The organism is Cupriavidus sp. USMAHM13 (genome assembly GCF_001854285.1).
GTDB lineage: Bacteria > Pseudomonadota > Gammaproteobacteria > Burkholderiales > Burkholderiaceae > Cupriavidus > Cupriavidus malaysiensis.
In genome coordinates this window covers 825,534-848,766 of record NZ_CP017752.1, presented here as the reverse complement: position 1 = coordinate 848,766, position 23,233 = coordinate 825,534, and the positions used below count along the sequence as shown (strand labels likewise).

The 23,233-nt window shown below is 70.0% G+C and carries 18 protein-coding genes; 11 read left to right on the top strand and 7 right to left on the bottom strand.

The window, feature by feature from the left end:
- Positions 1–232: 232 nt before the first annotated feature.
- The 3 genes from BKK81_RS22120 (at position 233) to BKK81_RS22110 (ending at position 6,035) form a co-directional block, all read left to right on the top strand.
- Complete coding sequence (locus BKK81_RS22120; protein ID WP_071017752.1) at positions 233–3,601, top strand: hybrid sensor histidine kinase/response regulator; 3,369 nt, start codon at positions 233–235, stop codon at positions 3,599–3,601.
- Positions 3,585–4,508 (top strand): response regulator transcription factor, encoded by a 924-nt coding sequence (locus BKK81_RS22115; protein WP_071017750.1) that lies wholly within the window; start codon positions 3,585–3,587, stop codon positions 4,506–4,508. The genes BKK81_RS22120 and BKK81_RS22115 overlap by 17 nt, the downstream gene beginning before the upstream one ends.
- Positions 4,509–4,745: 237 nt before the next feature.
- Entirely contained in the window at positions 4,746–6,035 is a 1,290-nt protein-coding gene (locus BKK81_RS22110; protein WP_083384342.1) for an acyl-CoA dehydrogenase family protein, read from the top strand.
- Between the two features lie 249 nt (positions 6,036–6,284).
- On the opposite strand, the gene BKK81_RS22105 is transcribed toward BKK81_RS22110, so the two are convergent.
- Positions 6,285–6,485, bottom strand: a complete 201-nt coding sequence (locus BKK81_RS22105; RefSeq protein WP_071017748.1) for a hypothetical protein — start codon at positions 6,483–6,485, stop codon at positions 6,285–6,287.
- Positions 6,486–6,937: 452 nt separating this feature from the next.
- Between BKK81_RS22105 and BKK81_RS22100 the strand changes: the two genes are divergently transcribed.
- On the top strand, positions 6,938–7,162 hold the full coding sequence (locus BKK81_RS22100) for a DUF2188 domain-containing protein (protein ID WP_071017746.1): 225 nt from the start codon (positions 6,938–6,940) through the stop codon (positions 7,160–7,162).
- Between the two features lie 125 nt (positions 7,163–7,287).
- Here BKK81_RS22100 and BKK81_RS22095 read toward each other — a convergent pair whose 3' ends face one another.
- Together BKK81_RS22095 and BKK81_RS35565 are read right to left on the bottom strand one after the other, a co-directional pair.
- A complete protein-coding gene (locus BKK81_RS22095; RefSeq protein WP_071017744.1) occupies positions 7,288–7,602 on the bottom strand; it encodes a BON domain-containing protein in 315 nt (104 codons plus the stop codon).
- 695 nt (positions 7,603–8,297) lie between these two features.
- On the bottom strand, positions 8,298–8,804 hold the full coding sequence (locus BKK81_RS35565) for a hypothetical protein (protein WP_156811418.1): 507 nt from the start codon (positions 8,802–8,804) through the stop codon (positions 8,298–8,300).
- 558 nt (positions 8,805–9,362) lie between these two features.
- On the opposite strand from BKK81_RS35565, the gene BKK81_RS22085 reads away from it, so the two are divergent.
- The 5 genes from BKK81_RS22085 to BKK81_RS22065 all read left to right on the top strand — a co-directional run bounded on the left by BKK81_RS22085 (position 9,363) and on the right by BKK81_RS22065 (position 17,693).
- Complete coding sequence (locus BKK81_RS22085; RefSeq protein WP_071022011.1) at positions 9,363–10,655, top strand: HlyD family secretion protein; 1,293 nt, start codon at positions 9,363–9,365, stop codon at positions 10,653–10,655.
- Positions 10,656–10,694: 39 nt separating this feature from the next.
- Positions 10,695–12,035, top strand: coding sequence for a hypothetical protein (locus BKK81_RS22080; RefSeq protein ID WP_231908195.1), 1,341 nt, complete (start codon positions 10,695–10,697; stop codon positions 12,033–12,035).
- Between the two features lie 14 nt (positions 12,036–12,049).
- The gene (locus tag BKK81_RS22075; RefSeq protein WP_071022005.1) at positions 12,050–14,014 is read left to right on the top strand and encodes a glycosyltransferase; all 1,965 of its coding nucleotides are present in this window, start codon (positions 12,050–12,052) and stop codon (positions 14,012–14,014) included.
- A 72-nt stretch (positions 14,015–14,086) separates the two neighbouring features.
- On the top strand, positions 14,087–15,607 hold the full coding sequence (locus BKK81_RS22070; RefSeq protein WP_071017741.1) for an efflux transporter outer membrane subunit: 1,521 nt from the start codon (positions 14,087–14,089) through the stop codon (positions 15,605–15,607).
- 280 nt (positions 15,608–15,887) lie between these two features.
- Positions 15,888–17,693: a methyl-accepting chemotaxis protein gene (locus BKK81_RS22065; protein WP_071017739.1), complete on the top strand. Its 1,806-nt coding sequence runs from the start codon at positions 15,888–15,890 to the stop codon at positions 17,691–17,693.
- A 99-nt stretch (positions 17,694–17,792) separates the two neighbouring features.
- On the opposite strand, the gene BKK81_RS22060 is transcribed toward BKK81_RS22065, so the two are convergent.
- The 4 genes from BKK81_RS22060 to BKK81_RS22045 all read right to left on the bottom strand — a co-directional run bounded on the left by BKK81_RS22060 (position 17,793) and on the right by BKK81_RS22045 (position 20,628).
- Positions 17,793–18,617, bottom strand: a complete 825-nt coding sequence (locus BKK81_RS22060) for a hypothetical protein (RefSeq protein WP_083384338.1) — start codon at positions 18,615–18,617, stop codon at positions 17,793–17,795.
- 530 nt (positions 18,618–19,147) lie between these two features.
- The gene (locus BKK81_RS22055; RefSeq protein ID WP_071017737.1) at positions 19,148–19,531 is read right to left on the bottom strand and encodes a hypothetical protein; all 384 of its coding nucleotides are present in this window, start codon (positions 19,529–19,531) and stop codon (positions 19,148–19,150) included.
- Positions 19,532–19,629: 98 nt separating this feature from the next.
- Positions 19,630–20,199: a phasin family protein gene (locus tag BKK81_RS22050; RefSeq protein ID WP_157903402.1), complete on the bottom strand. Its 570-nt coding sequence runs from the start codon at positions 20,197–20,199 to the stop codon at positions 19,630–19,632.
- Between the two features lie 117 nt (positions 20,200–20,316).
- Positions 20,317–20,628 (bottom strand): hypothetical protein, encoded by a 312-nt coding sequence (locus BKK81_RS22045; protein WP_071017735.1) that lies wholly within the window; start codon positions 20,626–20,628, stop codon positions 20,317–20,319.
- Positions 20,629–21,066: 438 nt separating this feature from the next.
- Here BKK81_RS22045 and BKK81_RS22040 point away from each other — a divergent pair, with 438 nt between their 5' ends.
- Positions 21,067–21,609 carry a phosphoglycerate mutase family protein gene (locus BKK81_RS22040; protein ID WP_071017733.1) on the top strand — a complete coding sequence of 181 codons (543 nt, stop codon included), beginning with the start codon at positions 21,067–21,069 and terminating at the stop codon, positions 21,607–21,609.
- Between the two features lie 887 nt (positions 21,610–22,496).
- A complete protein-coding gene (locus BKK81_RS35560; protein WP_156811417.1) occupies positions 22,497–22,844 on the top strand; it encodes a hypothetical protein in 348 nt (115 codons plus the stop codon).
- The last annotated feature ends 389 nt before the right edge of the window (positions 22,845–23,233 follow it).

Here is a 23,233-nt window from a genome sequence, read left to right as displayed (position 1 = left end):
CCTTGGCGGCAGGTGGGATAGGGATCGGGTTCGGGATCGGGATCGGTGCCGCGGCGCGGGGATGCTGCGGTGCGGCGTTGAGCGGACTATGCGGCGGCGGCGCCGGCGCGGCCATACGTCATTCAACGTACGCGGCACCGCGGCACGCTTCTTGCGTCGCGCAGCGGCATCGCCGATCGTTCCGACTTCCCGTCGGCCTCTTTCGTCCCTGTCCCGGTCCCTGCCCCTGTCCATGTCGAGCGCCAGCCAACCCGTCCAGCGCATCAGCAAGATCCGGCGCGACTACAACCGCTGGGTCGCCGACGAGACGCTCGAGGACTACGCGCTGCGCTTTGCACCAAGATCGTTCCGCAAGTGGAGCGCCTTCCGCGTCGCCAATACCGCTTTTGGTGCGGTGGCCTTCCTCGCGCTGGAGGCGATCGGCGCCGCCATCACGCTGAGCTACGGCTTCACCAATGCGATGTGGGCCATCGGCGCGGCGGCGCTGGTGATCTTCCTGACCGGCCTGCCGATCTCCTACTACGCGGCGCGGCACGGCCTGGACATGGACCTGCTGGCGCGCGGCGCGGGCTTCGGCTACCTGGGCTCGACCATCACCTCGCTGATCTACGCCAGCTTCACCTTCATCTTCTTCGCCCTCGAGGCGGCCATCATGGCGCAGGCCTTCGAGATGCTGTTCGGCCTGCCGCGCCCGCTCGGCTACCTGCTGTCCGCGCTGGTGGTGATCCCGCTGGTGACGCACGGCGTCACGCTGCTGTCGCGCATCCAGCTGTGGACCCAGCCGCTCTGGCTGGTGCTGCTGGTGCTGCCGTACGCGCTGATCCTGTGGCGCGAGCCGCACCGCTATGCCGACTTCCTGACCCTGAACGGGCGCCTGGCGGACGGCGACGGCTTCTCGTGGCACGCCTTCGGCGCCGCCGCCACGGTGGCCGCGGCACTGATCGCCCAGATCGGCGAACAGGTCGACTTCCTGCGTTTCATGCCGCCGCTGACGCGGCGCAACCGCCTGCGCTGGTGGGGCGCACTGATCGCGGCCGGGCCGGGCTGGATCGTGCTGGGGGCGGCGAAGATGGCCGGCGGCGCCTTCCTCGCCTTCATCGTGCTGCAGGCCGAGCTGCCGATCGCGCACGCGCTGGAGCCGACGCAGATGTACCTCGCCGGCTTCGCGCGCGGCCTCGGCGGCAGCTGGCCGGCCTGGGTCCCGGTGGCGCTGACCGGGGTGCTGGTGCTGGTCTCGCAGACCAAGATCAACATCACCAATGCCTACGCCGGCTCGCTGGCCTGGTCGAACGTGTTCGCGCGCCTGACCCACAGCCACCCGGGGCGCGTGGTGTGGCTCGCCTTCAACGTGCTGATCGCGCTGATGCTGATGGCGATGGGGGTGTTCGAGGCGCTCGAGCAGGTGCTGGCGCTCTACGCGCACCTGGCCGTGGCCTGGGTCGGCGCGCTGTTCGCCGATCTCGTCATCAGCAAGCCGCTGGGGCTGTCGCCGCGCGCCATCGAATTCCGCCGCGCCTACCTGTTCGACATCAATCCGGCCGGCTTCGGCGGCATGGCGCTGGCCTCCGCGCTGTCGCTGCTGGCGCACCTGGGCGTGTTCGGCGAGACCCTGCGCCCGGCCTCGATCGGCATCGCCCTGGCCCTGTCCATCGCCCTGCCGCCGCTGATCGCGCTGGCGACGCAGTCGCGCTACTTCATCGCGCGCGCGCCGGTCGACTTCGGCAAGCGCCATGCCGTCATCCGCTGCGCGATCTGCCGCAATCCCTTCGAGCAGGAAGACGTGGCCGCCTGCCCGGCCTACCGCGGCCCGATCTGCTCGCTCTGCTGCACCCTCGACGCGCGCTGCGGCGACCGCTGCAAGCCGGGCGCGAGCGCGCAGGAGCAGATCGCCACCGCGCTGGCGCGCGTGCTGCCGGCCGGCACGCCGCCGTCGACGGCGCGGCGCATCGGCCAGTTCGCGCTGGTGCTGGCCGGCATGGTGTTCACCTTCGGTACCCTGCTGTGGCTGCTGTACACGCAGGAACAGCTCTCCAGCCCGCTCGCCGTGCGCGGCAGCCTGTTCCTGAAGATCGGCGCCGGCCTGGTGCTGTTCGCCGCCGTGGCGGCGTGGTGGCTGGTGCTGGCCAACGAGAGCCGCACCGTGGCGCAGGAGGAGTCGGAGCGGCAGAACGTGCTGCTGCAGATGGAGATCGACGCGCACCGCCACACCGATGCGCTGCTGCAGAACGCCAAGGAGGTGGCGGAGCAGGCCAACCAGGCCAAGAGCCGCTTCATCACCGGCATGAGCCACGAGATGCGCGCCGGCCTCAATTCGATCCTGGGCTACTCGCAGCTGCTGCTGCGCGCGCCCGCGCCGCCGGCGGCGTGGCGCGAGGACGTGCGCACCATCGGCCGCGCCGGCGAGCACCTGTCCAGCCTGGTCGACGGCCTGCTGGAGCTGTCGCGCATCGAGGCCGGCAAGCTGCGCCTGGAGCAGGAGGCGGTCGCGCTCGAAGAACTGCTCGACGACCTGGTGCGCATGTTCCGGCCGCTCGCCGCGGCGCGCGGCCTGGCCTTCCGCTACCGCGTGGAAGGCACGCTGCCCTCGCACGTGCACGGCGATTCCAAGCGGCTGCGCCAGATCGTCATCAATCTCGTCAGCAACGCCATCAAGTTCACCGAGCACGGCAGCGTCACGCTGAGCGTGCGCCACCAGCGCGAGCTGGCCACCCTCAGCGTGGCCGACACCGGTCCCGGCATCGCCCCCGAGGACCAGGCACGCATCTTCGATCCCTTCGAACGCGCCAACCCGCACGACGATCGCGAGGGCATCGGCCTGGGGCTGGCCATCGTGCGCCTGCTGGCGGACCTGATGGGCGGCGATATCCGCCTGCGCAGCGCGCCGGGCGCCGGCAGCGAGTTCACCGTGCGGCTCTACCTGCCGGCCGTGGCCGCCGCCGCGCGGCCGGCCGTCGCCGCGGCCGCCGCCCCGCTGGTGCCGCACGCGCGCGTGCTGGTGGTCGACGACCGCGCCGCGCACCGCGCGGTGCTGCGCGGCTTCCTGGCGCCGCTGGGCCTGGCGGTGCGCGAGGCCGGCGAAGGCGCGGCGGTGCTGCCCGCGCTGCGCCAGTGGCGCCCGCAGCTGGTGCTGCTCGACCTGAACCTGCCCGATGCCTCCGGCTGGGACCTGTGCCGGCGCATCCGCGCCGAGCCGGCACCGCCGCAGGTCGTCATCGTCTCGGCCAACGCGCACCAGAACACCGAGGAGGCACGCCTGCTGCACGGCCATCTCGGCTTCGTCAGCAAGCCGGTGCGCGAGGCCGAACTGCTCGACATGGTGCGGCGCGCGCTGGCCGCGCCGCCGGCGCAGCTGGAAGCACGGCTGGAACCACCGCCGCCAGCGCAGCCGCCAGCACAGCCGCCCGCGCCCGACCTGCTGCGCGAACTGCTGCAACTGGGCGCCAGCGGCCGGCAGCGCGCCCTCGAAGCCCTGCTGGCCGAACTGGCCGACGGCGGCGGCGCGGTCGGCGCCTGGGCGCACCGCATGCTCGCGCTGGCGCGCAGCGACGGCGCGGCACTGAACGCATCCCTAGGCGAGGCCCTGCATGGCACCCGATCCTGATCTGCTCGACTCCTCGCCCGCCCTGGCTGGCGCGACCCGGGTCCTCGTGGTGGACGACAGCCCCGACGCGCGCGGCTTCCTGGCGCGTGCCCTGGGCGAGGAAGCCATGCAGGTCCACGCGGCGGCGAGCGGCGACGCCGCCCTCGACGCGCTGGCCGCGTTCGCGCCCGATGCCGTGCTGCTGGACGTCGACATGCCGGGCATGGACGGCTTCGCCACCTGCTCGGCGATGATGGACCGCCACGCCGACCTGCCGGTCATCTTCATGACGGGGCTGGGCGAGACGCGGCACATCGTGCGCGGCTTCGAGGTCGGGGCCTGCGACTACGTGACCAAGCCGGTGGTGATCGCCGAGGTGGTGGCGCGCGTGCGCTCGCACGCCGGCAAGGCGCGGCTGGCGCGCAGCGCGCGCGAGGCCGTGCTGGCCAGCGCGGTGCCGATGTGCGCGGCCGGGCCCGATGGCCGCCTGCTGTGGGCCAACGCCAGCGCCACGGCGCTGCTGCGGGCGCACGGCTTGGCCTCGGCAGCCGCCGGGGCGCCATTGCCGCCCGCCTGGCGCGAGGCCTTCCAGCGCCTCGGCGCCGCCGCGCAGGACGGACAGGCCGGAGCCGATGGAGGGGACCGGGTGGACGGGCTCGGCGGACTACGCCTGCGCCGCCTGACCGGCGCCGGCACCACCGTGGTCGTGGTCGAACTGTCGCGCGGCGAAACCGCCGGCCCCGCGCTGACGGCGCGCGAAGCCGAGGTGATGATCTGGGTCGCGCGCGGCAAGACCAACCGTGACGTGGCGGAGATCCTCGGCATGAGCCCGCGCACCGTCAACAAGCACCTCGAGCACATCTACGAGAAGCTCGGCGTGGAAACCCGCACGGCGGCGGTGGCGGCGGCACAGCGCAGCCTGGGGTAGCGCGCCCCCGGCGCCGGGGGGACGCGCCGCCGCCGGCCTGAGTCAGAACCGCATATACAAAGACGAAACGCTTGTTTGCCGGAGCGGCCCGGCGTTGCTAACGTGGTGCCTGGCCCGGCTCGGCGACGACCGCGCCGCCGCGCGCCAGCGCATCCAGGCGAAGCCGGCCGCGACGCCATCGGCGGTCGCCGTCCAGCATCCACCCTTTCCACCTCCCTCTCGTGACACCTCATCGCCATGGCTGATACCGACAGCTTGCCGGCGGCGCCCGCCGCCGCGCCTCCACGCGCCCACGCCGGCGCCACCGCCACCGCCATCAATCCGCACCCGGCACCGCCCGGCCAGCCGCTGCCGCCCGCCGGCGATGTGGCCGCGCTGTTCCAGCGCGCGCAGGCCCTGCTGCCCGGGATCGCACGCGGCGCGGCGCAACGTGAACGCGAACGGGAACTACCGTATGCCCTGGCCCGCGAAGTCGCCAACGCCGGCCTGCTGACCTTCCGCATCCCGAAGGCTTATGGCGGCCCCGGCGGCAGCATGCGCGACGCGATCCGCTTCCTGATCGACCTGGCCGCGGTGGACTCCAACCTGGCCCAGGCGCTGCGCCCGAACTTCGGCCTCGTCGAGGGCCTGCTGTCCGGCCAGGACAACGAGGCCGAGCGGCAGCTTTGGTTCCAGCGCCTGCTGGCGGGCCAGATCGTGGGCAACGGCGGTGTGGAACGCGGCGGCAGGCATGGCGAGATCCGCGCCACCATCCGGCGGCGGGGCGACCACTACGTCGTCAACGGCACCAAGTACTACAGCACCGGCGCGCTGTACGCCGACTGGATCAGCTCCATCGCGCTGGACGAGCACGGCAAGGAGACCCACTTCGCGGTGCCGCGCGGCCGTGCCGGACTGGAGCTGGTCGACGACTTCGACGCGATCGGCCAGCGCCTCACCGCCAGCGGCACCACGCGCTTCGCCGATCTCCGCGTCGAGGCGGATGAACTGCGCATCAGCTACTTCCCGCGCGACCGCCGCAACCCGGTCACCCCGCTGTTCCAGCTATACCTGGCCGCCACCGAGGCCGGCATCGCGCGCAACGCGCTCCATGACGCGACCTGGTTCGCCCGCGAGAAGGCCCGCCCCATCAAGCACAGCTCGGCGCAGCGTTCGGTGGACGACCCCTATGTGCAGGAGACCATCGGGCAGATCGCCGCCCTCGTCTTCGCCGCCGAGGCCACCACCCTGCGCGCCGCCGAGGCGATCGACGCGGCCTGGGCCGACCGGCTCAGCAACGCATCGCTGACCGAAGCCTCCATCGCGGTGGCCCAGGCCCAGTACTTCGCCGTCGATGCCGCGCTGAAGAGTTCGGAGTTCGCTTTCGACGTGGGCGGCGCCTCGTCCTGCGACCGTGAGTACAACCTGGACCGGCACTGGCGCAATGCCCGCACCGTGGCCAACCACAATCCGCGCCAGTGGAAGGCGGCGGTGGTCGGCGCCTGGCTGCTGAAGGGCGAGGCGCCGCCGACCACGGGCCTGTTCTGAGTGCGGCGGCAGGGGCGGCGGCCGCGCCGATCGCCGTGCCGGCGCGGTGTTCAACCACCGCCGGCTGGCCCAGGCGCTCGCCCCGGCGCGTCGGTGGCGCCGCCTGGCGGATCGGGCACCACGAGGCGGATCGGACGTGCCGGATAGGACTGCGCCAGGGCCGCGGGGAACAATCGAATCGGCATATCGATATGCCGGCATATATGGCGGCATATATGGCGGCACAGGCCAGGCATGCCCGGGCCGGCATCAGCCGGCGCGGCGCCAGCGACGTGCGCAGTACCAGGCGCCGAGCACGCCTGCGGCGACGCAGAACGCCCCCAGGCAACGCAGTTCGGCCAGGCTGAGGCCGGCCAGCCAACGGTGGCCGGGGGGCGTGAACAACAGCCATGCCACGCCGGCGCTCGCCAGCACGAGCAAGGCGAGCGCGAACTCCTCGAGCAGCCGCATCAGCGCGGCCCTCCTGGATTCACCACGGCGAGCATCCCTCTTCATCACACTGCGGCACGGCGGCATGGCGCGCTCCCCGGTTCCCGCACGGCGCAGGCGCGCGCGCAGGCCCTGGCGATCGCTGCCGGTCCGGCCCCCTGTTCTCTGCTTCCGGTGATCTGCTTCCGGCTATCTGCTTCCGGTTATCCGCTTCCAGTCTAGTCTCCCGCCGCACACGCTTCAGGTCCGCAAGGAGGGACCGGGTGCGCGGCAGCGCCTGGGGGACGGACGGGCACTGCGGGATGGGCATTGCGCCACATGGGCAAGCCAAAGGACATGGCGACTGTCAGCGCTCTCGCCCGCGATGGCCCGGCCGTCTGGAAACGCACCAATGTAGGAGGTCGTCCGATACCGTACGGCACCCCCTTCACCTATAAGTTCGTTATGCAGATATCGACGATGCGATGCCGAACATGACGATCGCTACCATCCAAGTGGCGTGCGCCAGCAATGGTCAGTGGGAAGTGGTTTCCGATGGACCTGGCGGCGAACGCTGCTGCTTTACGTCCCGGGCGGCCGCCATTGCCGCGGGCGTGCAGCAGGCACGGGAACACGATGCCTTGCTTATCATCCGCGGCGTCGAGGACCAGCTGACCGAGCGGGACCTCCAGCCTCCCACCGACCCGTACGTCCCATAGCGTAGCGTCGTTGCCCCCGACCCGCCCCCGACCGCGCGGCGCCAGCCGGGCCGCGCGCCTGCCCCGCCTGCGGTGTGCCTCCCGTGCAAGCAGGCGGGCAGGCCGCGCCTTTGTCCTTGCGCCCGCTACTTGCCGACCCGCATCGCGTCTTCCACCGACTTGACGCCTGCCACCGAGCGCGTCGCGTTGAGCGCTGTCAGTCGTTCGCTGTCGTTCTTCAACGTGCCGCTCAGGCGGACCACACCGTCCTGCGTGCTGACCTGGATGCCGGAGGAAGTCAGCCCCTTTTCCGCGAGCAGCTGGGACTTGACGTTCATGGTGATGGCGCGGTCGCTGGTGGCGCCGCTCATCTCGGCGGCCATCCCCATCGGAGCGGGATCGGCCCGCGGGTTCACCGGAGCCGCCACGCCGCTCTGGTTGCCCGCAGGATATCCACCCATGCCCGGCGCACCTGCCGCAGGAGCCGTGTCACCCGGGCCGGCGACGAGCTGGCCGTTCCCTTGCCGTGGCGCGGCATGCCCCGCCACCGCAGTCATGCCGACGATTGCCGCTACCCATAGTTTCTGAACCGGTTTCATCGCAATCCCCTTGTCGCTTGTGTCGATCACCGCCGAACGCGCTGTGCCGCCGCGCCCGCGGCATTGCGACCTCCCTGTGGAGACAGACCGCGCGGAACGCGCCGAGATTCGTCCGCACGGCCAAGGCTTACGGTTGGATACAGGCCTTACGTTTTGCCATCGAGCCGCCGGGCCATCGAGCCATGAACCAGGAGCCGGCCGCGCGGCGTGCCCGGCTCCGCAAGCGCTCGCGGCTGGCGTGCGCGCACGCTTCGCCTCCGCCAGGAAACGCCGCCGGCATGGAAAAAAAGCCCGCGTGTGACGCGGGCGAAGAAGGAGCCGCCAAGACGGCGGTCTGGATCAGGACCACTACCGGCGACGCAGGATGGCGGTCGACGCGTCGCGCGGCATGCGTGCCGGCATCGGGCCGCGCGAAGCACCGTATCGATGCCCGGTTCGCGCGATCGGCTCGGCAGGCGGCACAGATGAGCAAAGACTATCTACAACATAGCTGGTCAGCCTTGCCCCACGCCACGGCTTTACACTTTGTTGCGCGATGGCGCGATGGCGCTATCACGCTATGGCGCGATGCGCCTTGCGGCCGGTGACGTGGCGCGTCTTCCGATGCCCGCGCCGCCGCGGCAAGGCCGGAACGCCCTGCCGGCCGCACTTTCCGCACTGGCCGCACTGGCCGCACTGGCCGCCGGATCGTGAGCGTGCCCGGATCGTGCCATGGCCAATGCCATCGCCAGCACGGAACGCTGCGCGCCGCATCGCGCCCGCCGTGACGCACGCGCCGGCGGCTCCGGATCCTCCGGCAGTTTCAGCATGCACCGCCGCGACACTTCGCACATCGCCTCGGCATTCGCCAGGATGCGCACGGCCTGCGCATCCGGCTCCGCCGCCTGCACCGGCAGGCGCACCAGCCGCAAGCGCGGCAAGACCCTGGCGGCGGTCTGCCGGCATGCCTCGTCCGTGCCGAACGGGCCCAGCCGCCGCAATGCGGGGCCACATATCTCGACCAGTTGCGTGCCGCCTGATTGCAATGGATAAGTCGCTGCGAAATGCTCGCGTGATCGTTGCATCGTGCTTGCCTCCCGACTGTGCGGACAAGTCCGCCTTGGCAGAACATCGAGCCATGCGGCATGGCATGGCTCGACGGTCGTACAGGGTAGGACAAGGCTCAAAGCCATGGCGACCTGGGTTACATCCTGTTGCGCTGTGCCAAGGCCGACCCTTACACATTCTTACAGCAATCGCCTGCCTGCTTGACTAGCCTTACGATACTCGTGCTGGTTTTGCGGCCTCGCGGTTGCCAGCGCGAAACCAACGTGGCCGGAGGGCCAATCCAGTGACACGCCCCGGTGCTACGGGGCGAACCGACGGGCCGGTACGCCGGTCGTCCTGATCGTGCGTCGATGCGGCGATTCGCCATCGACATGCACATCACACAATAAGCGGAATGGGGACAAGCGGGCCAGTCTGCACAGTGCTTAAGCGCTGGGCCGGCTTGCGTCCGCGCCTTGCCCACCGCGCTGACCATGCGGCGCGCGGCAGGCTCTGCTTTTGTCATGCGCCACGCACCGGAGAATGTCATGCCCGATTCGCTCGAACGCCGCCAGGATGCCCGCCCGGACCGCCCCATGACGGCGCTCCACGGACCGACGCATGAGGGCCAGCTCGCCGATGCGCGCCGGCCCCTGGCCGCGCGGCCCCTGTGGCGGCTGCTGCCGCGCACGGCCGGCTACGGCTTCATCCTGTTCGTCGTCTGGGCGGTGCTGACGGTGATGTTCCCCAATGTGTTCACGCGCAGTTCCGAACGTGCCGTGGTCAACAGCCCGGTGACCCTGATCACCTCGCCGGTGGAAGGCGTGGTGACCGGGCAGCTGGTGCCGGCGGGCAAGCCCTTCCAGGCCGGCCAGGGCCTGATGGCCGTGCAGAACCCCAATATCGATCGCTCCCTGCTGGTCGAGCTCACCGGCAAGAAACTCGACAACCAGCAGCGCTACGACGCGGCCAAGGCCAAGCTCGAAGGCGAACAGACGCAGCTGGCCGCGAACACGCGCGACCTGCAGCGCTACCATGCCGCCGCGGAACAGGAGCATTCCGCCAATGTGCGCGCGCTGCAGGCGCGCCTGGCCACCGCCAAGGCGCAGGTCGACCAGCAGGAGGAGGTGGTCAACCGCAACCAGTCCATGCAATGGGCGGGCGCGGTCAGCGAGGCCTATACCAATGCCTCGCGCTACCAGCTCTCGGTGCTCAACAACGCCCGCGCCGCGGTCAAGGCCGAGCTGGACAATGCCGTGGGCAACAGCGAGGCCTCGAAGAGCAAGGTCTTCATCTCGGCCACCGACGGACCGGTGGCGGCGCTGCAGCAGCAGCATGTCCTGCTCAGCGCCGACATCGTGCAGCTGCAGGCGCAGATGCAGCAGCTGCAGGACTATAGCGCCTCGGTCGACAAGCTGATCGCCAGCGAGCAAAGCAGGCTGGAGCGCTTGTCCAACCTGGAAATCCGCGCCACCGATGCCGGGGTCATCGAGGACGTCCTCGCCGCGCCCGGCACGCGCGTCGCCGCGGGCGCCACACTGGCGCGCGCCAGCAACTGTTCGCAGACCCGGGTGGTGGCGGTGTTCCCGCGCAGCCTGAGCGATGACCTGCTGCCCGGCACCCGGCTGCGCGTCCATGTCGACGGCGTGCCGTTCGCGTTGCCGGCCGCGGTGGCCGATATCCTGCCGCGCGCGTCGGACGGCGAGCAGGCGCGCTATTTCGTGCCGTTCCCGCCCATCGAGAAGAACGAGATCTACGTGATCGCCAAGCTCGACAAGCCGCTGCCGCCCACACCCCGCCTGGCCACCGCCGACGCCTCGCAGCGCTGCGCGATGGGCCGCTGGGCGAAGGTGAGCCTGGCACGCAGCTGGCTGGGGATGCGCCTCTGAGGCGGGCGCGGCAAGCCACGGCACCAGGAGCCCGCCGTCATGTCCAGCCGCCACGCCGCCTCCATCCTGATGACCTGCCTGCTGGGCCTGGCCCTGGCGCTCCCGCCGGGCCGCGCGCCGCATGCCGAGGCGCAGCCGCCGCCGCAAGGCACGCCGCGCGCCGCGCTGTTCGCCGCCGGCTGCCTCACGCTGGCGCGGCTGGCCGACGCCGTCCCGGGCAGCGGCCCCCTGTTCCTGGCCAGCTACGAAGCCGCCCCCGGCGGCGAGCCGCTGGCCCCCGCGCTGCGCCAGGCGGCCTTCGTCTACGACAATGCGCTGGCGGGCATCGCGCTGATCGCCTGCGGGCAGGCGCAGCGGGCCCGCCGCATCGGCGACGCCATGCTGCAGGCCAGCGCGCAGGACCGCTTCTATCATGACGCGCGCCTGCGCAACGCCTACCGTGCCGGGCCGGTGCCGGCCGGACCGGTACCCTTGCCCGGTTGGTGGAACGAGCCATCCAGGCGATGGTTCGAGGATGCCTACCAGACGGGCACCGCGACCGGCAACGTGGCCTGGGCCGCGCTGCTGCTGCTGGCGCTGCACCAGGCCACGCGCGATCCGCGCTATCTCGATGGCGCGGCCGCCCTGATGGGCTGGATCGAACAGCACACCTTCGACGCGGCCGCGCCGGCCGGCTACGCCGGCGGCTTCTTCGGCGAAGAGCCGCGGCCGCTGCGCCAGGGCTGGAAATCGACCGAGCACAACGTCGACGCCTACGCCGCCTTCCACTGGCTGGCCCAGGCCTCCGGCGCGCCGCGCTGGATCCCGGCAGCCGCGCGCGCGCGCGGCTTCGTCGCGGCCATGTGGAATGCCGGCGACGGCCGCTTCCTGATCGGCACCGGCGAGGATGGCCGGACGCTGAACGCGGGCCCGTCCGCGCTGGATGCCTCCCTGTGGCCGCTGGTCGCCATGCCCGACGACGCCGGCCCCTGGCAGCGCAGCCTGGACTGGGTGGCGCGCCGCCACGGCGTGCAAGGCGGCTTCGGCTTCAAGGCCGACCCCGACGGCATGTGGACGGAAGGGACGGCGCAGGCGGCCCTGGTGCTGCTGGGCGCGCAGCGCCTGCCGCCGACCGACCCGCTGTGGCGCCTGCTGCAGGCGCAGCGCGCGCCGTCCGGCCTGCTCTATGCCACGCCGCAGGCCCGCATCAGCACCGGCCTGCGCATCGGCCCGACCTCCACCTCGGACGACTTCTTCTATTTCCACCTGCCGCACCTGGGCGCCACCGCCTGGGCAGTGCTGGCCGCGGCCGGCTGGAACCCCTTCCGTCCCGGCGGCTGCCTGGGCGCGACATGTCCCGCGCCGCCGCCCGGCCGCGCGGCAGCCACGCAACAGGAGTGACGATGCTGACCTCGATGTTCTCCTTCTTCCTCGACTACCCGATCCTGGTCGCGATCAACGGGGGCGTCCTGGTGGCCGTGCTCGGCCTGGGCCAGCTCGGCAGCCCGCAGCGGCGCGCCGACCGCATCCTGTTCGGCGCCGTCACCGCGGTCCTGCTGCTGGCCTACCTGGGCTGGCGCGCCAGCCAGACCCTGCCCGAGTTCCGCATGGACTTCGCCAGCCTCTGGGGGTACCTGTTCTTCGCCTTCGAGACCATGACGATGGCCTATACGCTGTTCTCCATCGTCGTGCTGAGCCGCACCAGCGACCACTCGCGCGCGGCGGACGCCGGCGAAGCCGCGTTGCGGCGCGCGCGCACGGTGCCGCGCGTGGACATCTTCATCGCCACCTACAACGAGGGGCTGGAGATCCTGGAGAAGACCATCGTCGCCGCGCTCGCCATCGACTACCCCGATTTCCGCGTGTGGGTGCTGGACGACACCCGGCGCGACTGGCTCAAGGCCTTCTGCGCCGAGGTGGGAGCGCACTACGTGACACGCGCCGACAACACGCACGCCAAGGCCGGCAACCTGAACAACGGCCTGGGCGTGAGCGCGGAGGCGGGCGGCGCGCCCTACATCCTGGTGCTCGACGCCGACTTCGCCCCCCACCGCAACATCCTGCTGCGCACCATCGGCCTGTTCTCCGATCCCGAGGTCGGCGTGGTGCAGACGCCGCAGTTCTACTACAACGCCGACCCGATCCAGTACAACCTGCGCTCGCAGGAATGCTGGGTGGACGAGCAGCGCGCGTTCTTCGACGTCATGCAGCCGGCCAAGGATGCCTGGGGCACGGCCTTCTGCATCGGCACCTCCTTCGTGGTGCGGCGCGACCTGCTGGGCCGCATCGGCGGCTTCCCGACCGGCACGGTGACCGAGGACATCCACCTGACCTACCGCCTGCTGCCGCTCGGCTACGTCACGCGCTGGCTCAACGAGCGGCTCAGCATCGGCCTGTCCGCCGAAGGCCTGCCCGAGTACATCAGCCAGCGCAGCCGCTGGGGCCTCGGCACCATCCAGGTGGCCTTGACCCGCGACGGGCCGCTGCGCGGACGCGGCTATACCTGGCGGCAGCGCCTGCACTATGTCCACGGCCTGCTGCATTGGCTGAGCCGCCCCTTCACGCTGATGCTGCTGGCGGGTCCGCTGCTGTACTGGTACTTCGACGTGCCGACCCTGTCCACCGCCGACCCGCTGCAGTTCCTCGCCTACGGCGCGCCGGCGCTGATCGCGTACTGGGCCTACAGCGTGTGGATCACGCGCTGCCGCGCCATGCCCATCTTCACCGAGGTCACGCAGATCGTGGCGGCGCTGGCCGTCTCCGTCTCGCTTGCCAGCGCGCTGTTCAAGCCGTTCGGCCGGCCGTTCAAGGTCACCAACAAGGGACTCGACCGCTCCCGCCTGGTGATCCACGGCAAGCTGGCCGCGCTCTACCTGGGACTGATGCTGGTGTCGGCGCTGGGACTCGCGCACGCCCTCGCCGCCGACCCCGACGCGCCCGGGCTGGCCTTCAACACCGCCTGGACCGCCATCGCCCTGACGCTCTACCTGGCCTCGATGCTGGTCTGCGTCGAATTGCCGCGCCCGCGCAAGGAAGAGCGCTTCCCCTTCGCGGCGCGTGCGCTGCTGCGCGTCGGCGGCGTGGAGTACGACGTGCGCACGCAGAATCTCTCCTGCAACGGCGCCGCCGTGGTGACGCCGGCGGCGGCCGTCCTGCCGGTGCCGGCCGAGGGCGCGCTCTGGCTGCACCAGACCGGCTGGATTCCCTGCCGCATCGTGCGCCGGCAGGGCACGCTGCTCGGTGTCGCGCTGCATGCCGACCGGGCGGCACGCCACAGCCTGATCCGCCTGCTGTTCAGCGAACCCGCCCTCAACATCGCCACCACCGGCCGCCCCGGCCTGGCGATCTCGCGCCTGCTGCAGCGGGCGCTGTCCGGCTGATGCCACCCCGCCGCGCCCCGGTGCAAGCCCATGCTCCAGCACTTCCGATCCGCCCTTCTCCAGATGCCGCCCATGCCCCGACAGAACCGCCCCTCGCCCACCGCCGCGCGCTGGCTGTATGCCGCGCTCGCCCTGCCGCTGGCAGCCTGCACCATGGAGCCTGCCTACCATCGCCCGGATGCCCCGATCCCGTCCGCCTGGCCCGGCGGCCCCGCCTACGCGCCGGCCTCCGGCAGCGCCGCGCAGGCGGCGCCGCAGGCAACGCTGGGGGAAGTCGGATGGCGCGAGTTCTTCGTCGATCCGTCGATGCAGGAACTGATCTCACGCGCTTTGTCGGGCAATCGCGACCTGCGCATCGCCGCCCTCGCCGTCGATGAGGCGCGCGCCCTGTACCGGGTGCAGCGCGCCGCGCAGTTCCCCGAGATCGATGCCAATGCCGGCCTGACCAGCCAGCGCGTGTCGCCGCGGCTGCGCGCCCCCGGGCAAGGCGCCCAGATCAACAGCTTCACCGCCGGCATCGGCTTCACCGCCTATGAACTCGACTTCTTCGGCCGCGTGCGCAGCCTCAAGCATGCGGCGCTGGAACAGTACATGGCGACCGAGGATGCGCGGCGCAGTGCGCAGATCACGCTGGTGGCCGAAGTCGCGGATGCCTACCTGACGCTGCTGGCCGACCGCGAGCTGCTGGCGCTGTCGCAGGACACGCTGAAGAGCCAGCAGGAAGCCGCCGAGATGGTGTCGCGCGGGCAGCGCGCCGGCGCCCTGGCCAAGCTGGACGAACATCGGGCCCAGACCCAGCTGCAGACCGCCCAGGTCGGGGTGGAGCAGTACACGCGCCAGGTCGCCCAGGATGAAAACGCCCTGACCCTGCTGCTCGGCGGCCCCCTGCCCGACGGGCTGCAGCAGTTGCCGGCGCTCGACAGCCCCGACCTGCTCGCCCAGGTACCCGCCGGACTCCCCTCGAGCCTGCTCGAGCGGCGCCCCGACATCCGCGCCGCCGAGCACCAGCTCAAGGCCGCCAATGCCAATATCGGCGCGGCGCGCGCCGCCTTCTTTCCCAGCATCACCCTGACCGGCGCGCTCGGCGTGGCCAGCACCAGCCTGGCCGGCCTGTTCTCCGGCGGCCTGGCCTGGGTCTTCGCGCCGCAGCTGACGCTGCCGATCTTCAACGCCGGCCGCAACCAGGCCAACCTGGACCTGGCCAAGGTACGCAAGGACATCAACGTGGCCAACTACGAGAAGACCATCCAGACCGCGTTCCGCGAAGTCGCCGACAGCATGGCCGCCACCGGCACCTACGACCGGCAGATCCAGGCGCAGCGCACGATGATCGAGGAGATCCGCGAAACCGAGCGGCTGTCGCGCATGCGCTTCCGCAACGGCGTCGACGACTACTTCAGCGTCTTCGATGCGCAGCGCCAGCTCTACTCGGCGCAGCAGCAGCTGGTCGCCTATCGCCTGGCACGGCTCGACAGCGAGGTCTCGCTCTACAAGGCCCTGGGCGGGGGCTGGCGCGAGGCGGACGGCGCCGCCAGCACAGCGGGCGCTCGGCCGGCCGCCGCCAGCGCCGCGATGGCACCGGGCGCGGGCTGAGGCGGTCCCGCGCGAGGAAGGCGGGGGCGTGCGCGGGCGCCTTGGCAAGCGTGACGTGCCGACCCCGTGCCGCGACGCCGGCAGCGCCACGCGCCGGCCGGATCACTACGCCAGTCCGGAGCCACGCCGACGAGGGCATATGCGGCAAGGCCTCAAGTTCCGCGCCTGGCCGCCGTAGGTTGCAATGTGACTCCATCTCCTGTTCCCGGGAGGTGCGAGGGCACGCCATTGCTGTCGCAACCGTCATCCCGTCCGGACTCCAACCTCCGCAAGATCCAAGATGTCCTCCCTGCGCATCCGTATCGTCCTCATCACCTCGGCCACCGTGGTCGGCGCGCTGGCCTTGTGCGGCGCCGCCACCTATTCGATCGTACGAAGCAGCACCCTGGAAAGCATCGACGAAAACCTGACCGCCATCGCCGGCAGCAACACGCTGGCCATCGACAAATGGGTCGCCGCCAAGGCGCTGGCGGTCAAGACCACCGCCGACGAAGTCGAGCATGGCGACCCGCGCGGCCTGGTCAAGCACATGGGCAACGCCAACGGCTTCCCGATCACGACCATCGGCTGGACCGACAAGACCTTCCTGTCCACCAGCACCACCACGCCCAAGGACTACGACCCGACGGTCCGGCCCTGGTACAAGTCGGCCATCGCCGCCGGCAAGCTCGCCGTCACCAAGCCCTACGGCGACGTGTCGACCGGCGTTCCCTACGTGTCCTTCGCCGCCCCCTTGCTCCGCAACGGCGAGGCGACCGGCGCGCTGAGCGGGGCCGTGCCGCTGGAAGACGTGCGGCAGGTGGTGGCCGCCGTGCACCCGACGCCGTCCAGCCTGGCATTCGTGGTCGCGCGCGACGGCCAGGTGATCGCGCACCCCGACGCCAAGCTGATACTGAAACCGGCCACCGAGGTGGCAGCCGCGCTCACGCCGGAGCTGCTGGCCACGCTGGCAGGCGCCAGCACGCCCCAGGAGGTCGAGCTGGCCGGCGCGCCCAAGCTGCTCAAGGCCAAGGCCGTGAGCGGCACCGACTGGTACCTGGTGATCGCGCTCGACAAGGCCGAGGCCACCGCGGGCCTCGGCCACGTGGTGCGCATGCTGTGCGCGGCCGTGGTCCTGCTCACGCTGGCCGCCGCGGGCATCGCCGCCTTCTTCACCGCGCACGCGTTCGGCCGCCTGTCCCGGGTACGCGATGCGATGGACACCATCGGTTCCGGCGCCGGCGACCTGACCCACCGGCTCCCGGTCGATGGCAATGACGAAGTGGCGCAGATTTCCGCCTCCTTCAACAGCTTCGTGGAGAAAATCGGCGAGGTGCTGCTCAAGGTGCGCATGGCCGTCGACAGCATGGCATCGGCCACCGCGGAAATCGAAAGCGGGAACCGCGACCTGTCCAGCCGCACGGAGACCTCCGCCGGCAGCCTCGAGGAAACCTCGGCGGCGCTGACCCAGCTGGCGGCAAGCGTGAAGAACTCCGCCGACTACGCCCAGCAGGCCACGCGCCTGGCCGGCGAAGCCAGCGAAACGGCCGACCGCGGCGGCGCGGTGGTGTCGAGCGTGGTCAGCACCATGGACGAGATCGCCAAGGCGTCGACGCAGATCGCCGAGATCATCGGCGTGATCGACAGCATCGCCTTCCAGACCAACATCCTCGCGCTCAACGCCGCGGTCGAGGCCGCACGCGCCGGCGAGAACGGCCGCGGCTTCGCCGTGGTCGCCGGCGAGGTACGCACCCTGGCCCAGCGCAGCGCCACCGCCGCGCGCGAGATCAAGGCACTGATCCAGGCAGCCGAGGCCAGCGTCAACAACGGCGCCGAACGCGTGCAGGCGGCCGGCAGCGCAATGGGCGACATCGTCGCCGACATCCAGCGCGTCACCCGCATCATCGGCGACATCGACGCAGCCATGCGCGAGCAGAACACCGGCATCCGCGAGATCGACCGCAGCGTCGCCGAGCTGGACCAGGCCACGCAGCAGAACGCCGCCCTGGTGGAGCAATCGACGGCCGCCTCGGCGATGCTCAATGAACAGGCGCAAGCCCTGGCCGGCACCGTCGGCCTGTTCAAGCTGCGCGGCATGGCTGGCTGAGGCGCGCCGACTGCACTGGCGGCGACGGTCCCTCGCTGCCGCCTGGCACAGCGACCGCCCGCAATCGGGCTCCGGACGGCCGCGTCAGAACAGCTGGTGTCAGTGCGCCAGCGTCAGCGCAACCTTGGCGTCTCCCAAGCGCGCTTCGTAGTGACCGCCCTGGGTCACGTCGACCGGCACGGTCAGCGTGCCGGTGGTCACGACGGAACCCTCGGCGATGTGCAGGCGCTGCTTGCCGAGCCGGTCCCAGAGGAAGGCGAGCGACAAGAACGGATTCGTCCTGTCGTCGCCGGCCAGCGAAGCCGCGATGCGGTCGCCCTCGCGCCAGAGCCCGGCCTCCCCGTCAAAGGACGAGCCGGCGGTGAATCCGAGCCGGTCGCCCCGGACCAGGGCGTGGAAGCCGACGTTGTCGCCGACGAAGCTCGGCTGCCCCACGGCCTTGCGGTCCAGGTAGCGGCTGCAGACCACCTCCACGGCCAGGGAAGCCTCCGCGAGCATCGAAGCGGCGTCGAAGGCCTCGTCCGCCGGCGACACCTCCCGTGAAAAGCGCAAGGACACTTCAACCTCCAGCGTGGCGCCCCGGCCGGCAGGCAGTCGCACGGGCGCGCCGGAAGCGAAGACGCGCGAAGGGATCAGCACCCCGGTGGCCGGCGGGTTGGGCAAGGCCCCACGCAGGCCACGGGGCGAAGCGCCGGCCAGTTTCCAGCCGGCCGTGCCTTCGCCGAGCTGCTCGACGAATCCAGCCTGTACCGCGTAGCCCTCCTCCAGCGTCGCCGGGCGCTCCTCCTCGGGCAACGCCTCGATCGACGTGCCCGCGCGCAATGCGGAAGCCAGCCGCAGGGCTGCGCGGCGGGGGTCGAAGCTCGTGTCTTTCATATGCTGTCTGTCCAGGCTGAAGTTCGGGTCCTTGATCGCCTTTGCCATGCGGGCAGTGTCTCTCCGCCCGGCATCGGCAAATGCCCCGGGGTGTTCCGCCGGGCGGATCCGCGCCGGGATCCGCCAGCCTTCCGGGGCACGTGAAGATCGTGCGGGCCCAACGATACCAAACCCTCGCGTGAGCGCAAAGCCGGTCGATGCCTCGCTCCTTGCGGGCAGCGCCACGCGCCAGCCCATGCGCCCGAATGCGCGCGCCGTGGCCCGACCTGTGCCTGCCGACGAACCGGTGATCACCACGCATCCCCGGGACCGCCGTCCGGCAACGGACGCATACCCGGCACGCAGTGCCGCCGCCATGGCATGACCGGGACCTGGACATCCACCATCGCGATGGGTCCGATCCGTCGGCCCGAGCCGCACCCGGCAGGGTCCAGAAAGACCCCCCTTCCTGCCTGGAAAAAAAGGGGGTTGAAAACAGACAGTGGCACGCCGGAAGGCTGTGTAGAGGTCGTTCAAGAGGCCGTTCAAGAGGTCGTTCGCGCCTGGCATGCGGCGGAATGCGTGTACGAATAGGGGCCTCAGTGGCTTGGCCTTCCTCTCAGGCTCCGCTCGGGCTCCGCCTCTATCAAGGCGCGGACACGCGCCCAGCGCGGAAACTGTTCGTCGTATTCCTGAATGGATATATCCGCGAGATGAGAGCAGGCCTCATCCGGCAAAGCGATGCTGCGCGTCTCGCGCCAAAGGACAATCCCCGCCATACGCACCACCCGCATGCGCATCTCCCGCGGAACGGGGAACTGTGAAATATACGCAGGCAGCCGCTCCATGTAGACACAACGACGCAACTCGACGTGCAGCAGCCCGCGGCCCGAGCGCCGGATCAACGTCACGCGTCCAACCTTCGCGCCCACGTAGATGGCACGAAGCATGAGCACCAGGACGATAACCGTTGCGACCAGCATCCCGCCTCCCACTGGAGCCAGGCCTCCGCATTGCCAATCGGCGCCCTCGCCCGGAGACCGAGGACTGCGCGATCCATTGCGGGCCCGGCCCCGAGGGATCAGCGCCTTGCCTCCGTACGCGCTGACTCCGCATTGATCTTGCGCGCGGCGCTCGAGGCAGCCGTGGCTGCGTCGATCACCTGATGTTCGGCCAGCTCGATGGCGTACCTGGTCGCCTGCTGCATGGAATCATAGAAGGCAGCAGTGGAAGCCAAGGTCGATTGCCAGGCGCTCCATGTGCCGTCGGTGCGAATCGGCGCACCTTGTGCCTTGTCAAAGGCCTGCTGCATATTGCGCAGACTTGAATCGAAATGGGCTTGCGCGACCTTCTGGTACTCGGCACGTGCACCGGCAGCAATCTCGCACAGGCGCAGCGCGCAGCTTCGCATGCTTTCCGTTGCCGGCTCGACCAGGCTCATCTGCAGCGCTACGAGTTCTGGCACGTCCTTGACCGTGGCAGCCTTGAGCACATGCTTCTGGCTTGCCGCCAGGCTCTCGCTGAGCATCTGCATGCCTAGTGCCGTCAGTTGCTCGCAGGCATTCAGGGTCTTTGTGGTCAGTCCGACGACGATATCGAAGCTGGCGGCTTGCACGGCCTTCAGCGATTCCAGATCTGATGCTTGCATCATGCGCTCCTGTGGGTGCTCCCGAGGCGCTTTCGTGCCGGGAAGCGTGGGGTCTTCGGTATTCCCGGGGCTGCCTTGGCTTTGGCGGGACCTGCGCATCGCGCCAGGCCCGGCAGATCCCTAGCCGCCGTCCGCCTTCGCCTTCGCCTTCGCCTCTGGCAGCGGTGCCAGCGCTTGCCCGCTTGGCCAAACCGGCTCGACTATCGCCGTCATGGGCAAGCGCGAGTGGCTCAGCAGCGCTGCGACGCGCATCAGTTGATGCTCGCACATGTCGACCACATCGATGCTCAGGCTTTCTGTCCCGCGCTCGGCATCCACATGGGCCGAAACACCGCCAATCTTGTCGCTATACGGCGCCAAGCCTTGCCAGATGGCGACGACGTGCAGGACACCACTTGTCGATTGCACGGTCAATCGTTGCTTGGCGTTCATGAGGGCTCCGCTTCCATGGAAAGAACCAGCCTAATGAACCTGCCGGAAAAGACAAAGCAGAACCGCCTGTCCTCAATCAGACCCTTGCGGACATGCTTAAGCCGCCAATGGCCGCCATTGAGCGCCATTGGCCGCCATTGATCCGTCGCTCATCGATTTGCGGGCCATGCGACAACGCGCGCATGGCCGCGCGGCCGGCGCGAGCTGAGCCGAAGCACGAGAGTGTGGCGAGCGATCCTTCTTCTTCGGCGGATCGGCCAGCGCATCCATGTCAACGACCGCGGGACGTTGGTGCCATTGGCGCGTTCGGGCATCGGGGATGCCATACCGCAAGTCTCCCATGTACTACTATGCCCTATGCCCTCGTCCTGATGGCGTCCATCCGGACGGCCCGCCCTCCCCGGCAACCCGCGCTGAATCCTTTCGCGAAGAGGGACCATGTCACTGCAGAAAGTCATGCTCATCCGCCATGCGGAAAAGCCCTCTCCCGATGACGGCGGGGTGGACGAATCGGGCAAGCCCGATTCAGAGAGCCTGAGCCCGCGCGGCTGGCAGCGCGCAGGTGCGCTGGTCCGGTTCTTTTATCGCGATCCATGTCCGGCAGCCGCAGAGATCGTCACACCGGATGTCATCTTCGCGGCAGGCGTGGGTTCCGGTAGCCAGAGCAGGCGATCGATGCAGACAGTCAGTCCTCTTTCCGCCCTGCTGCACATGGAACGTTCCACGCCATTGGTCACCCAGCACCTGAAGGACGACGTGGACGGACTGGTCGCCGACGTCAAGCATCGGGACGGCGCCGTGCTCATCGCGTGGGAGCATAAACTCCTCGCGCAGATCGTGAATCAGTTGTCCGACCAACAGCTATCGCCTGCCCCCTGGCCGGACGACAGGTTCGACATGGTCTGGATTCTCGTGCGCGCAGGCAAGGCGTGGAACTGGCGCCAGGTCCCACAGCGCCTGCTTGCCGGGGATTCGTCGTGACGCGCGCGGCCCATCCACCGGATATCTGCCACGGATTCGATCCAGGCACCACGCCGGGTTCCAAGTCAACCTTGCCTTCCGCATACCGCCATCAAGCGGCGTCGTAATGCGCGCTACGCCAGCGGTGCGCGGGAGGGACCGGCGCGCGTAGCCTTTGCCCGCGCGCCTTCAGGTAGGCGGACGTCAACCGCAGGACGCCGCACATGGCGTAGGCGGCTTCCGGCCGCGAACCCACGCCCCGGTTCGGCCTGAGACTGCCGCCGGACGGGCTGCAGGCGAGCAAGCTGGCACACCGCCACCGCAGCACGGGGCGCCCCCTCAATCGGTTGAGCAGCGAGGTCATTGGCCAGGTCTCGTCAGCGACGACGGAATGGTATGCCCGAAGCCCTCCCTTCCATGCGGAAGGGAGGGCGCAAGCACCAGTGGTCCCCCCGCAGCGAGTCTAGAGAGCGTCCGTGTCCAAAGCCAGACCGGGAGGGTGTACGAAATGCGAGCCAGCTGGACGGAGCGCTGGCTGGCTTCTATCCGTCCACAATCCGGCTGATGAGCCATGGCGGCGTCTGGTTGAGGCGCCCAGGCGCGTCGTCGCGCTGGTGACGCCAGGCGTGAGCCGCCAATTTGCCGTGAAGCGCGACAGCGGGGGGGGGGGCGATGACCCAGCGTGATGCCACGGCCAGATCGCCGGGACAGCGCTCGCGCCCGCACCGTGAAATTTTCACGAGCCAGCGCAGGCAAATTTTCCGCGGGGAGCACAACGCTCTTTCGTCTCCGAGACCATGTCGCCAGCATCCTCCTGGCCTGCGTTGCCCTCGCCGTCTGCCCCGCACTGGTACGCGATATGCAACCAGTCCTGGACCCGTGGCCCTCTTTCCCAAGGAGAATTGGACATGCAACGCAAACTCGCTCTCACGGCCGTACTCGCTTTGGGTCTCGGCACCGTCGCGGCCAGTGCGGCCGCCCACGATCCGGCACCGGCGACCCCACCTGCCGATGCATCTGCCGACAGCGATCAGCAGATCAGCGACCAGGACGCCCGGCACAGCGGCGACGACGGCACCGTGGCACGCCGGGCGGACGATGACAAGTCGAGGTCGACGGACCGGCTGCACCGGAAAACCCACAGAATGGCGCCACCCCGCGGCGAACGTGATACGGATACCGGCAGCGGCGGCGGCAGCGGAGACAGCAGCGGCAGCACCACACGCCCTGGCGGCGGCGGCGCGCCGGGACGTTGAAGTCGCGCGGGACGGGATGGACGGCGCATCGGCGCGGGCCGCGCCGACGCGCTGCGGGTTCAGCGCAGCGAACAGCGTCATGCTGCCGTGGCGCATCGGGCCCGGCATCACTATCCCTATGACGTGGGCACGCCGGCTCTTACATATTTTTACAGCAGGTGCTTACCCGCTTGACTAGCCTTAGGGGTACTCGCGAGGTACTCGCGCTGACCTGGCCATCCCGCTCTGATCAGCGCGAAGCCGACGGGCCGGACGGCCGATTCTCTCAGGTTGCGCCGATGCAGCGATTCGCCATCGGTACGCACATTGCGACATAAGCGAAACGGGGACATGTGGGCCGGGTTGTGTGGTGGTGCCCTGGCGCCCTGGCGTCATTGCGACCATGCAGC

What these genes read in the sequence shown, in the direction of transcription:
- BKK81_RS22120 (WP_071017752.1), top strand. Translation starts at nt 233, where the DNA reads ATGTCGAGCGCCAGCCAACCCGTCCAGCGCATCAGCAAGATCCGGCGC.
- BKK81_RS22060 (WP_083384338.1), bottom strand. Translation starts at nt 18,617, where the DNA reads ATGGCAAAGGCGATCAAGGACCCGAACTTCAGCCTGGACAGACAGCAT.
- BKK81_RS22115 (WP_071017750.1), top strand. Translation starts at nt 3,585, where the DNA reads ATGGCACCCGATCCTGATCTGCTCGACTCCTCGCCCGCCCTGGCTGGC.
- BKK81_RS22085 (WP_071022011.1), top strand. Translation starts at nt 9,363, where the DNA reads ATGACGGCGCTCCACGGACCGACGCATGAGGGCCAGCTCGCCGATGCG.
- BKK81_RS22070 (WP_071017741.1), top strand. Translation starts at nt 14,087, where the DNA reads ATGCCCCGACAGAACCGCCCCTCGCCCACCGCCGCGCGCTGGCTGTAT.
- BKK81_RS22040 (WP_071017733.1), top strand. Translation starts at nt 21,067, where the DNA reads ATGTCACTGCAGAAAGTCATGCTCATCCGCCATGCGGAAAAGCCCTCT.
- BKK81_RS22045 (WP_071017735.1), bottom strand. Translation starts at nt 20,628, where the DNA reads ATGAACGCCAAGCAACGATTGACCGTGCAATCGACAAGTGGTGTCCTG.
- BKK81_RS22105 (WP_071017748.1), bottom strand. Translation starts at nt 6,485, where the DNA reads ATGCGGCTGCTCGAGGAGTTCGCGCTCGCCTTGCTCGTGCTGGCGAGC.
- BKK81_RS22080 (WP_231908195.1), top strand. Translation starts at nt 10,695, where the DNA reads ATGTCCAGCCGCCACGCCGCCTCCATCCTGATGACCTGCCTGCTGGGC.
- BKK81_RS35560 (WP_156811417.1), top strand. Translation starts at nt 22,497, where the DNA reads ATGCAACGCAAACTCGCTCTCACGGCCGTACTCGCTTTGGGTCTCGGC.
- BKK81_RS22055 (WP_071017737.1), bottom strand. Translation starts at nt 19,531, where the DNA reads ATGCTGGTCGCAACGGTTATCGTCCTGGTGCTCATGCTTCGTGCCATC.
- BKK81_RS22095 (WP_071017744.1), bottom strand. Translation starts at nt 7,602, where the DNA reads ATGGGTGGATATCCTGCGGGCAACCAGAGCGGCGTGGCGGCTCCGGTG.
- BKK81_RS22075 (WP_071022005.1), top strand. Translation starts at nt 12,050, where the DNA reads ATGTTCTCCTTCTTCCTCGACTACCCGATCCTGGTCGCGATCAACGGG.
- BKK81_RS35565 (WP_156811418.1), bottom strand. Translation starts at nt 8,804, where the DNA reads ATGCAACGATCACGCGAGCATTTCGCAGCGACTTATCCATTGCAATCA.
- BKK81_RS22100 (WP_071017746.1), top strand. Translation starts at nt 6,938, where the DNA reads ATGACGATCGCTACCATCCAAGTGGCGTGCGCCAGCAATGGTCAGTGG.
- BKK81_RS22065 (WP_071017739.1), top strand. Translation starts at nt 15,888, where the DNA reads ATGTCCTCCCTGCGCATCCGTATCGTCCTCATCACCTCGGCCACCGTG.
- BKK81_RS22110 (WP_083384342.1), top strand. Translation starts at nt 4,746, where the DNA reads ATGGCTGATACCGACAGCTTGCCGGCGGCGCCCGCCGCCGCGCCTCCA.
- BKK81_RS22050 (WP_157903402.1), bottom strand. Translation starts at nt 20,199, where the DNA reads ATGATGCAAGCATCAGATCTGGAATCGCTGAAGGCCGTGCAAGCCGCC.